This window comes from Streptomyces sp. NPDC056222, assembly GCF_042264065.1.
Taxonomy (GTDB): Bacteria; Actinomycetota; Actinomycetes; order Streptomycetales; family Streptomycetaceae; genus Streptomyces.
Window position 1 is genome coordinate 1 of sequence record NZ_JBHJTL010000046.1, and the last position, 14,620, is coordinate 14,620.

Genomic DNA, 14,620 nt, shown 5'->3' on the forward strand with positions numbered 1-14,620 from the left:
GCGTACGGCCCCGGCCCGCGCCGGGCCCGACGACACCGTGCCCGTGCCGGCCCACGATCAGGCGTGCTCCATGAGCACCGAGTAGGCCCGCTCAAGGCCTTGCTCGTAGCCCGCACCCAGCTCGATGTAGACGTGGCCTCCGGCTGCGCACGCGTTCCGCAGGGTGCGACTCTGCTCCGTGACCCACGCCGCGACCTGCTCGTAGGCGGCCTCATCGGCACCGCCGAGCCAGTCCGGTGCGATCCGCAGGTCGTCCGCGGTGAGCGCGGTGTTCCCGAGGAAGACCGTGGCCAGCGGCAACCCGTGAGCGGCGGCGGCCGTGGCCGCGGCCGGTGTGACGATGTCGCCCTCGACGACATAGCCGTCCAGCGGGTCGGACGGGTCGAGGCCGTCCGCCACGGCGCGGAGGAACTCGACGAGGAACGGCTGTGCCGGCGCGGCCTTGTCCGGATGCGTACCGTGCCGCACTCCATGCTGCGGCGCCGCGTTCTGCAGCATCGACACCAGCGTGTCGGTGGGACAGCCAGGGATACCGGCGCGCTCGAGGAGCATGTGAGCGAGGGTGCTCTTGCCCGCCCTCGGAGGCCCACCGATCAGGTAGATCATGCTCCGAACGTACCCGACACATACTCATATCGCTCTCGTGGTACGCGACTTCGTGACATCAAAGTGGCCCGCCCGGTTGGATCATCGTTGTAGTGTCCGCGCCATGACTACGGAAACCGCCGACGCGGAGTGCCTCTCCCTCACGCGTAATCTGCGCCGACGAGGCGCGATCGTCCTCGCCGTATTCGCTCTCGTCTGGGCCTTCGCCGGCGGCTCCGGGATAGCGGCGGTGCCGGTGTCGGTCGCGATCGGCGTCGTAGCGGCCGCCGTGACGGTCGGCGCGGTGGTGCTCGCCTTCCGCGGCACCGCGGGGCCCGTGACTCGTACGGTGAGGCTGCCGGAGAAGTGGAACCGCGGGGTCGGCCTGGTCAACGTCGCCGAGTTGGTGGCGATCTCCGTCGTGATCGCCGCGTCGAACGCGTCGGGCCACCCGGAGTTCATCCCGGTCGGGATCTGCCTCGTCGTAGGACTGCACTTCTTCCCGCTGGCCCGCCTCTTCGACCAGGGGCAGTACAAGTGGACCGCGATCCTTCTGACGGCGGTGTCGCTGGTGGGGCTCGCCGTCCTGGCGGCCGGCACCTCGGCGGAGACCATTCGTACCGTGGTGGGCCTGGGTGCGGCGATCGTGCTGTGGGCCTCGTCCTTCCACGTCGCCCTGCGCGGTTGACCGGCGCCGGGATCGCGTGGCAGATCGGCGCCGGGTCGTCAGTGCTTCCGCTCGGGCGGAGTGAACGGTCCGGTCTCGGGGGCCACGCACTTGTCGACGACGGTCTCCTCGCCGGCCGCTGAGCCCTCCACGCAGAGCCGGCCGCCGTCGGCGCGCAGATCGATGAAGAACCGGGTGGTCGCACCGGACTGCTTGAGGTCGTGGATGCGCTCGTCGAGGTAGCCGAGGTCGTTCAGGATCTTCCTGACCTTGACGGGCGAGGGGTCCTTCAGCTTCCACAGCCCCTGGGCGATGCGCTCTTCATGGCGGTTGCTCGCGCACCAGTCACGTGCGTTCAACTCCACCTCCGGGCCCGCCGTGGGGGCGATGGGTCCCTCCAGAACGTCGGTGGCGGGATCGTCGGAAGGCAGCGGCTCGCCCCCCGGGCCCTCCGAGGGCACCGGCGGTCCCGGCCGGGCTCCCGTGGGGCACGACTCCGCCATCTCGTCCAACATCGCGGCGAAGGCGGTCTGTTGCCGGGATCCGGCGGCCGCCTCGGTGTGCTGGGCGCCGACGGCGTCGGCGGGCCCGCTCGGCGAACCCGCGGCACCCGACTTCTGGGTGCCGCAGGACGCAAGTGTCAGAACCGTGACGGCTGTTACCGCGAGGGCGATCCCCGGGCGACGCGTGGAGCGGACAACCATGTCGGCGATGGCGGGAGTTGATCTCATGCGCACAGCTTGCGATCAAGCGTCCCGCCGCACATGAGTGCACGTACTCAACAGGTCATGGGGTCAGGAGCGCCCGACACCGATCGCCTGGTCGTAGCGGAACAGGCCGGTGGGGTCGTACCGGCGCTTGACCTCCAGCAGGCGGGCGTAGTTGGGGCCGTAGTACGCGGTCTGCCACTGGCGCAGGTCGGGGTCCGGGAAGTTGACGTACGCCGCCGAGGTCCTCAGGTCGCGGCGCAGGACACGGTGCATCGCGCGGGTCTGGGCCAGCAGGTCCTGGACGATCCCGGGCGGCGTGGTGGGGGCCCAGTGGGTTCCGATGTCGATGACGAACGTGGCATCGCGGTGCGGGTAGGCCGTGTCCGTGACGGCCGGCTCGCCGCTGCTGCCGCCCATCGCGAAGAGCGTGACGTAGCCGGCGTTCCCGGGCACGCCGGGGCGCCAGGCACGGACCCATTCGACGACGGACTCGACGGTTCCCGGGTCCAGCCACCGGTTCGGCACCAGGGACTTGGAGGCGGTGGCGCTTCCCGGCCCGGGCTGTTCCAGAAGATGGTCCTGGGCTGCCCAGAAGTGGCGCTGCTCGATGAACCGCCTCGTCGGTCCGAGTTCGAGCACCGGGGCCAGCAGCCGCCGCAGCTCGTCCTCCGGACCCAGCCGCTGGCCCAGCAGGCCGACGGTGGCGGGCGTTCCGTCGCCGGCGTTCCTGAACCCGATCCGGATGTCGAAGTCGTTGCCGCGGTCGGCACGCAGAATCTCCTGGAGCAGCTCCATCAGCCGGACCGCGGTTCGCGGGTCGAAGGACAGCTCGAAGACCGTGGCCACCTGGTCGGCGACGGACGTGGCATCGAAGACGAAGCCGGTGTTGATGCCGAAGTTGCCACCCGCGCCGCCCCGGCATGCCCAGAACAGATCACGGTTCTCCGTCTCCGACGCCCGGACGAGTGAGCCGTCCGCGAGGACCACACGTGTCTCGGCGAGCCGGTCGCACGTCAGGCCCCACTTACGGTCGTTGAAGCCCAGACCGCCGCCGAGGGTGAGCCCGGCGACCCCCACTCCGGGGCAGCGTCCGCCGGGGAAGTAGAGGTTCGCGGCCCTGGCGGCGTACACATCCGAGTTGGTGGCTCCGCCGCCGAGCCGGAGCCGGGTGCCGTCGACCGCCACGCCGTTCATCCGGCGCAGGCTGATGAGCAGCCCGCGGGTGGTGGAGTAGCCGGCGTAGTTGTGACCGCCGGAGCGCGCGGCGAAGGGCAGGCCGTGCGCCGCCGACCAGCGTACGGAGGCCCGCGCATCGCTCTCCGTCGCACAGGCGACGATGCCGGCGGGCAGCACGCCCGCGTACCGGAGATTGTCCGGCAGAGCCTGCCGACGGTAGTCCTCGCTCGTCGGGCGGTACAGCGTCGCGCCCGGGCTCAGGCCGCGGGCGAGGGCGCGCCAGGCCGCGGCATCGGGAGCGTCGCCGACCGGCGGTCCGATCCCTTCGGCCGCGGCGACGGCATGCCCTCCCGCCCACGCCGTGGTCAGGCCGATCGCTGTCGCCCGGGCTCCCCTTCGCAGTACGGTCCGACGGCTGACGCTCACGGCGCTTCCTCTCCTCGGTAGCCCCCGCGACCTTCGGCAGGGCAGGGTCGTGGGCCCGAGGCAGCGGCTCTCGTGGCGAGCACGGCCTCCGGCGTGGGCCATGGTGGCGGAGCCCACCGATGAACGGTGACTCGGCGCACCGGGGCGTGGCCGGATCACACCAGGGCTCGCGCGTATGGGTGCAAGGGCGGCGAGCGGACGACACACCGAGCTCTGCCCGACCCCCGGCGCCGGCTTCGACGCAGGACGAGAACCGGTCAGACTCGACCCCACCTCGAGCGGGACGACGCCGGGTGTGGGCCCGTTCGGCCCAGGCCGCGGCCACGCTCGCGGTGTACTGGCCGTCGGCAGGGCAGCTTGGGACCATGGTGTCTGCCCGGGAGCCTTCGCACGTCGACCGGGCAGACACCTTTCCGTGGGAGTCACGACGACGAGCAGGTGGGTCCGACCGTGCAGCAGAGCGAGATCACCGAGGTCCTGAACCGTCCGATGAGCCAGGAGCTCCTGGCCCGTGATCTGGTTCGCCTCGCATACGTCGCCAAGGACGGCACGCCACGGGTCGTCCCGATCGGCTTCACCTGGAACGGCTCCGAGATCGTCATGTGCACTGCGACGAACGCCCCGAAGCTCTCGGCCCTCCGCGACAATCCGGCGGTCGCGCTGACGATCGACACCGAAGTGCACCCGCCGAAGATCCTGCTGATCCGCGGTCGGGCCGAGCTGGACGTGGTCGAAGGCATCCCGGACGAGTTCTTCCGGTCCAACGGCATCTACACGATGACGCCGGAGCAGCGGATCGAGTGGGAGGCCGAGGTCCGTTCCCTCTACGACGGCATGGTCCGGATCGTCGTGACCCCGACCTGGGCGAAGCTGATCGACTTCGAGACGACCCTCCCCAGCGCAGTCGAGGAACTGGTCCGGCGGCGGGAGGAACGCAAGGGCGCCTGACCTGGTGCGAATTCCGATTGAGTGAGCGACCACGGTGGCCGTAGGGTCCGGTCATCGACATGTAGCTCAGCAGCAGAGCGCCAGGCTCGGGACCTGGAGGGCGCGGGCCCCGGCGACGAGAGGCCGGTGGTTCGTTCCACCGCCACCCCCGCCGGGGCCGCCCGTCCGGGGCGCAGGCCGCTGCGCCCCGTCTGCCGCTACTCCTCCTTCAGCCCGGGGACCGGGCGCGGACGGCCTTCGGCATCGATCGCGACGAAGGTCAGCCGGGCGGTGGCCACTTCGGTCGTGGGACCGGAGGTCGCGTTCCAGCGTTCCGCGGTGACGCCGACGGCGACGGCCATCGAGGTCCGGCCCGCGTGGCACAGCTCGGCGTGGACGGTGAGCAGGTCACCGGCGCGAGCGGGGGAGAGGAACGTCATCCGGTCGACGGAGACCGTCACGGCGGGGCCGTCCGCGTGGCGGCCCGCCGCCGCCGCGGCTGCGTCGTCGATGAGTTTCATGACGACGCCGCCGTGGATGGTCCCGTACAGGTTGGTCTCGTGCTCGCTCATGATGTGGGCGAGGGTCACCTGGGAGTCGGCCGGTGCTTTGTGGGCCCGATCGCCGACGGTGGTACAGGTGTTCATGTGCTCAGCCCTCGGTGCGGGGCAGACGACCACGGACCTGGCGGGCCGCCGCGGCCATGTGTTCCAGTGCGGGCCGGACCTCTCGCCAGCCGCGCGTCTTCAGGCCGCAGTCGGGATTGATCCAGAGCCGGTCGGCGGGGACGGAGAGCAGGGCGCGCTCGATGAGCGAGACGGCCTCCGCCTCCTCCGGGACGCGCGGTGAGTGGATGTCGTACACGCCGGGGCCGACCTCCCGGGGGTATCCGGCCCCCGCGAGCTCGTCCGCGACCTGCATGTGGGAACGGGCGGCCTCCAGGCTGATGACGTCCGCGTCGAGGTCGTCGATGGCCCGGAGGATGTCGCCGAACTCGGCGTAGCACATGTGGGTGTGGATCTGGGTGTCCGGACGGACGCCGGCCGTGGTGAGGCGGAAGGCCTCGGTGGCCCAGGCGAGGTACGGGGCGTGGGCGTCGGCGCGCAGCGGCAGTGTCTCGCGCAGGGCCGGCTCGTCGACCTGGATCACCGACGTGCCCGCCGCCTCCAGATCGGCGACCTCGTCGCGCAGGGCGAGCGCGACCTGGCGGGCGGTGTCGCCGAGCGGCTGGTCGTCACGGACGAAGGACCAGGCCAGCATCGTGACCGGGCCGGTCAGCATTCCCTTGACGGGGCGGGACGTCTGCCGCTGTGCGTACGTCGTCCAGCGCACCGTCATCGGCGCGGGGCGGGAGATGTCGCCGGCCAGGACCGGCGGCCGGACGTACCGGGTGCCGTACGACTGGACCCAGCCGTGCTGGGTGGCGAGGTAGCCGGTCAGCCGCTCGGCGAAGTACTGGACCATGTCGTTGCGTTCGGGCTCGCCGTGCACGAGGACGTCGAGGCCGGTCTTCTCCTGGAAGGCGATCACCTCGCGGATCTCGGCCTTGATCCGCTCCTCGTATGCCGTCGTGTCGAGCCATCCGGCGCGCAGATCGGCGCGGGCGCTGCGCAGCTCGGCGGTCTGCGGGAAGGAGCCGATGGTCGTCGTGGGCAGCAACGGCAGGTTCAGGTGGGCCCGCTGGGCGGCCGCGCGCTCGGTGTAGGGCTGGGCACGGCGGGTGTCGCTTTCGGTGACGGCGGCCGTGCGGGTCCGTACGGCGGGGTCGTTGGTGATCGCCGAGCTCGCCCGCGAGGCCAGATCGGCACGGTTGGCGGCGAGTTCGGCGGCGATCGCACCGGTGCCCTGGGACAGGCCGCGCGCGAGCGTGGCGATCTCCGCGGTCTTCTGGCGCGCGAAGGCGAGCCAGCGGCGGATCTGCGGGTCGATGTCCCGCTCCACCGCGGCGTCCAGCGGGACGTGCAGCAGCGAGCAGGACGCCGCGACGTCGACCTGATCGGCGAGGCCGAGCAGGGTGCCGAGGGCGGTCAGGGACTTCTGGTGGTCGTTGATCCAGATGTTGCGGCCGTTGACGACACCGGCGACCAGCCGCTTGCCCGGCAGGCCGCCCACCGCCGCGAGATCCGCCAGATTGCCGGCGGCGGCATCGGTGAAGTCGAGCGCGAGTCCCTCCACGGGGGCCTTCGCCAGCACGGGAAGTGCCTCGCCCAGCCGGTCGAAGTAGGAGGCGATCAGCAGCTTCGGCCGGTCGGCAGGGCCGCCGAGTTCACGGTAGGCGCGGGCGGCGGCGTTCAGCTCGGCGGGAGTGCGGTCCTGGACGAGGGCGGGCTCGTCGAGCTGCACCCACTCGGCGCCCGCCGCGAGCAGGTCGGCGAGCACCTCGGCGTACACCGGCAGCAACCGGTCGAGCAGGGTGAGCGGCTCGAAGTCCTCCGCGACACCCGGCGCCGGCTTGGCCAGCAGGAGGTACGTGACCGGCCCCACCAGGACGGGACGGGCCGAGTGGCCGAGCGCGAGGGCCTCCTTCAGCTCGGCGACCTGCTTGGTGCTGTCGGCGCCGAAGGCACTGTCGGGACCCAGCTCGGGGACAAGGTAGTGGTAGTTGGTGTCGAACCACTTGGTCATCTCCAGCGGCGCCACGTCCTCGGTGCCGCGGGCCATCGCGAAGTACCCGTCGAGCGGGTCGGACTCGACGGCGGCGCGGTGGCGGGCGGGGACGGCGCCGACCATGACACTGGTGTCGAGCACATGGTCGTAGAGGGAGAAGTCGCCGGTCGGCACCTCGTGGATGCCGGAGTCGGCGAGCTGCCGCCAGTTGGTCTCGCGCAGCTCCCGGGCGGTCTCCCGGAGGGCTTCGGCGCCGACCCGGCCCTTCCAGTACCCCTCGACGGCCTTCTTCAGCTCCCGGTTCCGACCCTGGCGGGGGTATCCGTACACGGTGGCCCGTGCTGCCGCGGCCGCGGACTCGGTTGTCACGTAACTCTCCTTCGCGAGCTTGCGTGTCATGAGACAGACCCGAGGAGTCGCGAGCGAAGGGTGACGAACCGGAAGGACCACCGCAGGGGCGTACATCGAGGTACGCGCGGCCGATCCGTCCTGCTGTGCACGCCGACCCGCCCACGAGGTCACCGGGATCACCGCACGCGAACGGTCGCGTACGGGCAACGGGCAGGTCTTCGGACTCGCGAGCACGTCTCGTCGTACGGAAGTCGTACGAGACACCTACTAACCGTCGCTTCCCAGACCCTCGCGGGCCCAGTGCGTATGACGGCGGTCGTTCTCGCTCACCGCTGCGGGGCAGTCCCGGATTCCCACCGGGTTCCCTCTTACGACGCGTCCCGCCTGGCTGACGGGGCGAACCAGCTGCACGGGCAGCGTAGCCCCGTGGGCGTGGAAGGGTGCGAGTGACTCATGTTCCGGACGGTGAAATGAGACACACCCGCTGTGAGGGCTGCGTGGCGGCGCGCCGCCACCCCTGGGGAACGGAGTCTCCGGTGCCGCCCCCGCGACGGCTCCCCGCCTGTGCCGGAGACGGCGGGACCACCGAAGTCCCGGGCCGCGCACCGTTGTTCGTGACCGGTGGGCTCCTGGCGCGTCCGCGTGCCGTGAACAGCGGCGACGGAGTTCGTATAGGCTCCAGCCGCACGTGAGGAGGCGGCACCGATGAACGGGAGTGCTCGGCAGGTGGCGGCGGGGGATTCGCGGCGCGCGACCATCCGGGAGGTGGCCGCGCTCGCCGGAGTGTCGACGGCGACCGTCTCACGGGTGCTGAACCGCAACTATCCGGTGGCACAGGCGACCCGCGACCGGGTCGAGGGCGCGATGCGGGAGCTCGGCTATGTGGTGAACGCGCACGCCCGCGCCCTGGCCGGCACCTCGAACCGCACCGTGGGGATCATCGTCAGCGAGATCGTCGACCCCTTCTTCGCGTACATCGCGCGCGGCGTGGAGCGCGAGGCGGCGCGCACGGGCCGGCTCTGCCTGGTCTGCTGCACGCAGGGCGACGCGAAGCGCGAACTGGCCTTCGTCGACCTCCTGCACGAGCAGCGTGCCGACGTGGTCGTGCTGGTCGGAGGGAGTGTCGTGGACCGCGCCTACACCGCGGAACTCACCCGCCGCGCCGAGGAACTCCACGCCGGGGGCTCCTCCCTGGTGCTCTGCGGCCGGCCCTCGCTGGGGGGACGGGTCCCCGCGGCGGCGGTGGAGTACGACAACGAGGGCGGTGCGTTCGCCATCACCGACCATCTGCTGACGCAAGGGCATCGGCGGATCCTCTACCTGGGCGGCCCGCCCGCCGTCTCGACCACGCTGGACCGCCTCGCCGGATACCGCCGAGCCCTCGAACTGCGCGGCGTCACGCCCGATGACGGTCTGGTGCACACCGGTGCGTTCAGCAGAGGCTTCGGCTATCGCCGGACGACCGAACTCCTCGCCGAGGGGCTCGACTTCACCGCGATCTTCGCCGCCAACGACATCGTGGCGGCCGGTGCGGCGCAGGCCCTGGAGGAGGCGGGCGCCCGGATCCCGGAGGACGTCTCCCTCGTCGGCTACGACGATGTGCCCGTGGCGCAAGAGATGCGTCCGCGGCTGACCACCGTGCACATCCCGCTGGAGGAGATGGGCCGGCAGGCCGTGCGGCTCGCGACCCCCGGGGACGACGGCGACGACGGTGACGACGCCTGGCGGGCACCCACGACGGGCGTGCACCGGCTGGGCACGCACATCGTGGTGCGCGACTCGGTGGCCCCGCCGAAGGCGACACGCACCCGGCGGGCCCGCACCGTGTGAAGCAGGGATGAGCGCGGGGGACAACCCAGGGCAGAGGTGTGGGAGAGAACGTTTACCGTCGCTTGTCTCCGCTGGTTCCCTTCGGGTTCATAGAAACCCGTAGAAACATTGCGTCTTCTCTTGCCTCGGCATAGCAACCGCTTACATCCTGTCGGGCAGTCAGAGGCCAGGCCCTTGCCCTCTCCGAGGAGACCGGATGCCCCACCTCCCTGCGCTCAACCGTCGTTCCGTCCTCGCGGGTCTGGCCGGTGCCGGCACCGCCGGCCTGCTGGGCGCCGCCCCGGCGCACGCGGCCACCGCGGCCGCCACCGCCACCGGCCATACGTGCACGATCACGGTGACCGCACGCCCCGCCGCCGAGAGCGAGCGGCTCCGGCTCGCCCAGGCGCTGCGCGGCAGCGAGCTCCACGCGACCGGCCTGTACGCGCCGCCCGGTGCCGAGGTCACGCTCAACGTCCTGCCGTACGACGGTCTCGTGCCGACCCTGTGGATCGGCCTGTGGGACTACTACGGCACGCTCACCGAGCCGCGAGCCCACGCGCTCGAACCCGGCGCCAACACCGTCGTCGATCCCCACGGCGGTCCCGTCTACCTGACGCTGGCCGGTGACGGCGAGCGGGCGGGGGTCAGGTTCCGCTCCGGGGCCGTGCCCATGCCCACGTACGCACTGGGCCGCACCACCGAGGCCGACTACCAGGCCCGGTTGGACACGCTCACCGACGTCCCCTACGTGGAGCTGACGGCGCCGCACACGATCCTCACCCTCACACGGGAGGGCGCCCTCCTCCACCGGAACGAGGACCACGACGCCCTCCTGCGGCTCCTGGAGACCGTCATCGCCTCGCACGCCGCCATCAGCGGTCTCGACGGGAGCTCCCCGACACACCGTCGCAAGGCCGGCCCGTACCACTTCACCGAGGTCTCCAAGGTCCCCACCGGCGTCGGCGCCTACGCCACCCACGGCTACAACGGCTTCCCGCGCGCCTATCTCGACCGGCTGACCACCGTCGAGGGCCTGCGCACCCGGGGCTGGGGGCTGTACCACGAGCTCGGGCACCTGCATCAGCAGATGGCGTACAAGCCCTCGGGTCTCACCGAGGTGACCGTGAACATCTACTCCCTGGCGGCGCAGCGCAGCCTGGGCCGACCGTCGAACCTGCTCACCGTCGACCCCGCCACGGGCCTGAACCACTTCCGCTCGGCCCAGGCGAAGTTCGGCACGGCGGGTCTCGCGTACGAGAGGTCCTTCGGCGCGTACGAGAAGCTCGTCCCGCTGCGTCAGCTGGAGCTCGCCTTCGGCGAGGACTTCTGGCCCCGGCTGCACAGGCTGGTCCGCGAGGAGAACCCGCAGTCCGACTGGACCGAGACCGCCAAGCGCTACCGCGCGCTCGCCACGTACTCCAGCCGCGTCGCCGGCCACGACCTCACCGCCTTCTTCCTCGACCGCTGGGCCTTCCCCATCGACGCCACGGGCCGGGCCGAACTCGCCGCGCTGAACCTGCCCACGCCCCCCGTCGACCCCAGCACGCTGACCGACTGACGCCCCGTCCGGGAGGAACCGCCATGCACGACTTCACTCCCCGCAGACGCACCCTGCTCGCCGCCGGCATCGGCGCCCTCCTCCTGCCGCTCGCCCCGGGCGCGGGAGAGGCGCACGCCGAGACCATCGGTGCGACGACCGACCCCTTCGACACCCTCCGAGCCCGCGCCGCCGAGCTGGCCACCGGCGGCGCCATCGACCCCGCCGACCCGGTCTACGCCACCGCCCTGGCCACCCTGAACACCGCGGCGGCGGCAGCATGGACCACCCTGGACCGCACCGCCGCCCGTGCCGCCCTGTGGACCGACCTGGCCCCCGTCACCGCACCCGCCAACTTCAGCCTCTCGTACGGGCGACTGCTCACCCTGGCGACCGCCTGGGCGACTCCCGGTGCCACCCTGCACGGTGACGAGCAGGTCGCCGCCGCGGTCGTCGAGGCACTGGCCTTCCTGAACGACACGGCCTACCACCCCGCCAAGCCCGAGTCCGGCAACTGGTGGTTCTGGGAGATCGGCGCGCCCCGCAACCTCATGGACGTCTGCGTCCTGCTCGGCGACCGCATCCCCGCCGACCGGATCGCCGCCTACTGCGCCGTCGTGGATCGGTTCTGCGCCAACCCCGACCGCCGCACCAACAGCCCGTCCCTCGCCGAGACCGGGGCCAACCGGGCCGACAAGGCGGCGATCGTCGCCCTGCGCGGCATCGTCGGCCACAGCGCCGACAAGCTCGCGCTGGCCCGCGACGGACTGTCCGACGTGCGCGACGCGGGCCGGAACAGCCTGTTCAGGTACGTCACCTCCGGCGACGGCTTCTACCCCGACGGGTCGTTCGTCCAGCACTCCGACGTCGCCTACACCGGCACGTACGGCAATGTCCTGCTCAGCCGGGTCGCCTACCTCGTCGCCCTGCTCGCCGGCTCGGAGTGGAGGATCACCGACAGCGGCATCGCGGTGATCCACGAAGCCGTCGAGCGGAGCTTCGCCGCCGTCACCTTCGACGGGCTGATGATGGACGCCGTACGCGGCCGGGCGATCTCCCGCGACCGGGAACGGGACTTCCACACCGGCGCCGGAACGACCACCAACATGCTGCTCCTGGCGACGGGCGCACCCCCGGAGTACGCGGCCAGGTGGCATGCGATCGCCAAGGGCTGGATCCGGCGCAACACCGACACGCCCTACCTGCCGCTCGCCACCGTCCCCGCGCTCCGGCGGGCCGCGGCCGTCCTCGCCGATCCCGCGGTTCCCACGGCCCCACCCGCCGTCGGCCACACCGTCTTCGCCGACATGGACCGGATCGTGCACCGCCGCGACGACTGGACGCTGGCCCTGAGCCTGTCGTCCAAGCGGATCGCCGCCTACGAGGCGGGCAACGGCGAGAACCTGCACGGCTGGTACACCGGCGACGGAATGACGTACCTCTACGGCGACGACCGCGCCCAGTTCTCGGACGGCTTCTGGCCCACCGTGAACCCGTACCGGCTCCCGGGAACCACCGTGGACACCCGGCCCCGCGCCGACGCGGGCAGCGCACCCGGCACCAGCACCTACAAGCCCACGAACGCCGTCGCGGGCGGAGCCGTGCTGCGCGGGCGCCACGGAGCCGCCGCGATGGAGCTGATCGCGGCCGGGAGCACCCTGCGGGCCCGCAAGGCGTGGTTCTGCCTCGACGACGCGGTGGTCGCCCTCGGCACCGGGATCACGGCCTCCGACGGACGCACCGTCGAGACGATCGTGGAGAACCGCAACCTGCACGCCGACGGGACCAACAGGCTCGTCGTCGACGGACGGGCGCGGTCCGATGCCCTCGGCCGCTCCGCGCTGGTCCCGGGAGCCCGCTGGGCACATCTGGAAGGCGTCGGCGGCTATGTCTTCCCCGGCGGTGCCGATGTGAGCATCCTGCGCGAGGAGCGCACCGGAGCCTGGCGTGACATCAACAACGGTGCGGACACGGGGGGTTCGGCCGACGTGCTGACCCGGCGCTACGCGACGCTCTGGCTCGACCACGGCGTCTCGCCGACCGACACCGGCTACGCCTATGTGCTGCTGCCGGGCCACGGAGTGGTGCGCACGGCCGCCTGGGCGGCCTCCCGCCCCGTCGACATCGTCGCCAACACCCCCGAGGTGCAGGCGGTGCGCGTCCCACGGCTCGGGCTGATCGCCGCCCACTTCTGGACCGCGTCCGCTGCCGCCGGTATCACCGCGAGCGGGCCCGGCACGATCCTCATCCAACGGCGGGGCGGGGGCGTCTCGGTGGCCGTGGCCGACCCGGGACGCACCGGGACCACCCTCACCTTCGAACTGCCCTGGGAAGTCAAGGGCGTCACGAGCGCCGACGGCACGGTCACCGTCACCACGGGCCGTCGGCCCGTTCTGACCGTCCAGGTCGGCGGCTCCAGGGGCCACACCCACGCCGCCGAGCTCCACTGACCCGTCGAGAGGACATTCCCTTGCGTGCGAAGCGCACCGCCGCCCTGATCTCCGCCGCCCTGGTCTGCTGCTCCGCCGTACTGGCCGGGGCCGGCCCGGCCGCCGCCGCGGAGCCCGGTGGGTACACCGTCACCGACATCCGGCAGCAGCTCGACGGAATACCCGGACTCACGGTGGTCTCCGTGGGAGAGAAGAGCGGCTACCCCTACTACACCCTGACCTTCACCCAGCCCGTCGACCACCGGAACCCCGCGAAGGGGACCTTCGAGCAGCGGCTGACGCTCTGGCACAAGTCGACCGCGGCCCCGATGGTCCTCTACACCGGCGGCTACACCCTCGCCACCTCCACCCGTGAGATCACCACCCTGCTGGACGCCAACCAGGTCAGCGTCGAGCACCGCTTCTTCGGCACCTCCCGCCCGGACCAGGTCGACTGGGACGACCTCGACATCTGGCAGGAGGCGACCGACGAGCACGCCCTCGTCGAGGCCCTGAAGACGCTGTACACCGCCAAGTGGATCGGCACCGGCGCCAGCAAGGGCGGCATGACGCAGGTCTACCACGAGCGCCACTACCCGCAGGACCTGGACGCCGTCGTCGCGTACGTGGCCCCCAACGACGCCGTCAACAAGGACGACCAGACCTACGAGAAGTTCTTCGACTCCGTCGGCACCCCCGAGTGCCGGGCCGCCCTGAACGCCGTGCAGCGCGAGATGCTGGTGCGCCGCGGCGCCCTGCTGCCCCGCTTCGAGGCCGACGCGGCCCGGAAGGGCTACACGTTCCACCACCTCGGCTCCGCCGACCGCGCCTACGAGTTCTCGGTCCTGGACCAGGTGTGGAACTTCTGGCAGAGCGGGACCGCCGACAACTGCGCCACCGTGCCGGACGCGCGGGCCGCCGGCGACGAGGAGCTGTGGACCTGGTCGCTCGGCCACGGCCTGAGCGTCTACCACGACGGATCGGGTTCCCCCTCGGGCGTCGGCCCGTACTACCGGCAGGCCGCCACCCAGCTCGGCTGGGCCGATCTGAGGTTCAAGCACCTGCGCGACGTCCGCCGGTACCCGGAGCTCTACCAGCCCAACTCACTCCTCCCCGCGGAGCTCCGCGGCGGATACGACAACGGCGCCACGCGGGACGTCGATCACTGGGTCCGCACCCGTGGCGAGCGGATGATGTTCGTCTACGGCCAGAACGATCCGTGGAGCGCGGAGAAGTTCACGCCGAGCAAGCACGACTCCCAGCTCCATGTCGCACCGAACACCAACCACTCGGCCCTGGTCTCCAAGCTCACGCCCGAGGACCGCGCGGCGGCCGAGGCCACGATCCGTCGCTGGGCCGCCGCCGAGTAGCCGGGCCACCCCGAACCACAGGA

General features: G+C 71.6%; 11 protein-coding genes and 1 riboswitch. Of the genes, 6 read left to right on the forward strand and 5 right to left on the reverse strand.

From position 1 onward, the window contains the following. Positions 1-57: 57 nt before the first annotated feature. Positions 58-606: a hypothetical protein gene (locus ACFC0D_RS21665; protein WP_376438232.1), complete on the reverse strand. Its 549-nt coding sequence runs from the start codon at positions 604-606 to the stop codon at positions 58-60. A gap of 103 nt (positions 607-709) precedes the next feature. On the opposite strand from ACFC0D_RS21665, the gene ACFC0D_RS21670 reads away from it, so the two are divergent. Next, entirely contained in the window at positions 710-1,273 is a 564-nt protein-coding gene (locus ACFC0D_RS21670; RefSeq protein ID WP_376438234.1) for a hypothetical protein, read from the forward strand. Positions 1,274-1,311: 38 nt separating this feature from the next. On the opposite strand, the gene ACFC0D_RS21675 is transcribed toward ACFC0D_RS21670, so the two are convergent. Both ACFC0D_RS21675 and ACFC0D_RS21680 read right to left on the reverse strand, forming a co-directional pair. After that, positions 1,312-1,983, reverse strand: a complete 672-nt coding sequence (locus tag ACFC0D_RS21675) for a hypothetical protein (protein WP_376438236.1) — start codon at positions 1,981-1,983, stop codon at positions 1,312-1,314. Positions 1,984-2,046: 63 nt separating this feature from the next. After that, on the reverse strand, positions 2,047-3,564 hold the full coding sequence (locus ACFC0D_RS21680) for an FAD-binding oxidoreductase (RefSeq protein WP_376438238.1): 1,518 nt from the start codon (positions 3,562-3,564) through the stop codon (positions 2,047-2,049). A gap of 450 nt (positions 3,565-4,014) precedes the next feature. Between ACFC0D_RS21680 and ACFC0D_RS21685 the strand changes: the two genes are divergently transcribed. Beyond that, positions 4,015-4,512, forward strand: coding sequence for a pyridoxamine 5'-phosphate oxidase family protein (locus ACFC0D_RS21685; RefSeq protein WP_376438240.1), 498 nt, complete (start codon positions 4,015-4,017; stop codon positions 4,510-4,512). 197 nt (positions 4,513-4,709) lie between these two features. On the opposite strand, the gene ACFC0D_RS21690 is transcribed toward ACFC0D_RS21685, so the two are convergent. Beyond that, positions 4,710-5,138, reverse strand: a complete 429-nt coding sequence (locus ACFC0D_RS21690; protein WP_376438242.1) for an acyl-CoA thioesterase — start codon at positions 5,136-5,138, stop codon at positions 4,710-4,712. 4 nt (positions 5,139-5,142) lie between these two features. After that, positions 5,143-7,467: a 5-methyltetrahydropteroyltriglutamate--homocysteine S-methyltransferase gene (gene metE / locus ACFC0D_RS21695; protein WP_376438244.1), complete on the reverse strand. Its 2,325-nt coding sequence runs from the start codon at positions 7,465-7,467 to the stop codon at positions 5,143-5,145. Between the two features lie 173 nt (positions 7,468-7,640). Continuing rightward, a riboswitch (cobalamin riboswitch) is annotated at positions 7,641-7,870 on the reverse strand. Between the two features lie 284 nt (positions 7,871-8,154). On the opposite strand from metE, the gene ACFC0D_RS21700 reads away from it, so the two are divergent. From ACFC0D_RS21700 to ACFC0D_RS21715, 4 genes are all read left to right on the forward strand, one after another. Further along, positions 8,155-9,279, forward strand: a complete 1,125-nt coding sequence (locus tag ACFC0D_RS21700; RefSeq protein WP_376438246.1) for a LacI family DNA-binding transcriptional regulator — start codon at positions 8,155-8,157, stop codon at positions 9,277-9,279. Between the two features lie 196 nt (positions 9,280-9,475). Next, entirely contained in the window at positions 9,476-10,819 is a 1,344-nt protein-coding gene (locus ACFC0D_RS21705) for a M60 family metallopeptidase (RefSeq protein WP_376438248.1), read from the forward strand. A 23-nt stretch (positions 10,820-10,842) separates the two neighbouring features. Then, positions 10,843-13,248 (forward strand): polysaccharide lyase 8 family protein, encoded by a 2,406-nt coding sequence (locus tag ACFC0D_RS21710; RefSeq protein ID WP_376438250.1) that lies wholly within the window; start codon positions 10,843-10,845, stop codon positions 13,246-13,248. A 20-nt stretch (positions 13,249-13,268) separates the two neighbouring features. Further along, entirely contained in the window at positions 13,269-14,597 is a 1,329-nt protein-coding gene (locus ACFC0D_RS21715; RefSeq protein ID WP_376438252.1) for a S28 family serine protease, read from the forward strand. The last annotated feature ends 23 nt before the right edge of the window (positions 14,598-14,620 follow it).

Bases quoted from the DNA above. Each gene is read 5' to 3' on its own strand.
- ACFC0D_RS21670 (WP_376438234.1), top strand. From the start codon at position 710: ATGACTACGGAAACCGCCGACGCGGAGTGCCTCTCCCTCACGCGTAAT.
- ACFC0D_RS21690 (WP_376438242.1), bottom strand. From the start codon at position 5,138: ATGAACACCTGTACCACCGTCGGCGATCGGGCCCACAAAGCACCGGCC.
- ACFC0D_RS21705 (WP_376438248.1), top strand. From the start codon at position 9,476: ATGCCCCACCTCCCTGCGCTCAACCGTCGTTCCGTCCTCGCGGGTCTG.
- ACFC0D_RS21675 (WP_376438236.1), bottom strand. From the start codon at position 1,983: ATGAGATCAACTCCCGCCATCGCCGACATGGTTGTCCGCTCCACGCGT.
- ACFC0D_RS21710 (WP_376438250.1), top strand. From the start codon at position 10,843: ATGCACGACTTCACTCCCCGCAGACGCACCCTGCTCGCCGCCGGCATC.
- ACFC0D_RS21700 (WP_376438246.1), top strand. From the start codon at position 8,155: ATGAACGGGAGTGCTCGGCAGGTGGCGGCGGGGGATTCGCGGCGCGCG.
- ACFC0D_RS21665 (WP_376438232.1), bottom strand. From the start codon at position 606: ATGATCTACCTGATCGGTGGGCCTCCGAGGGCGGGCAAGAGCACCCTC.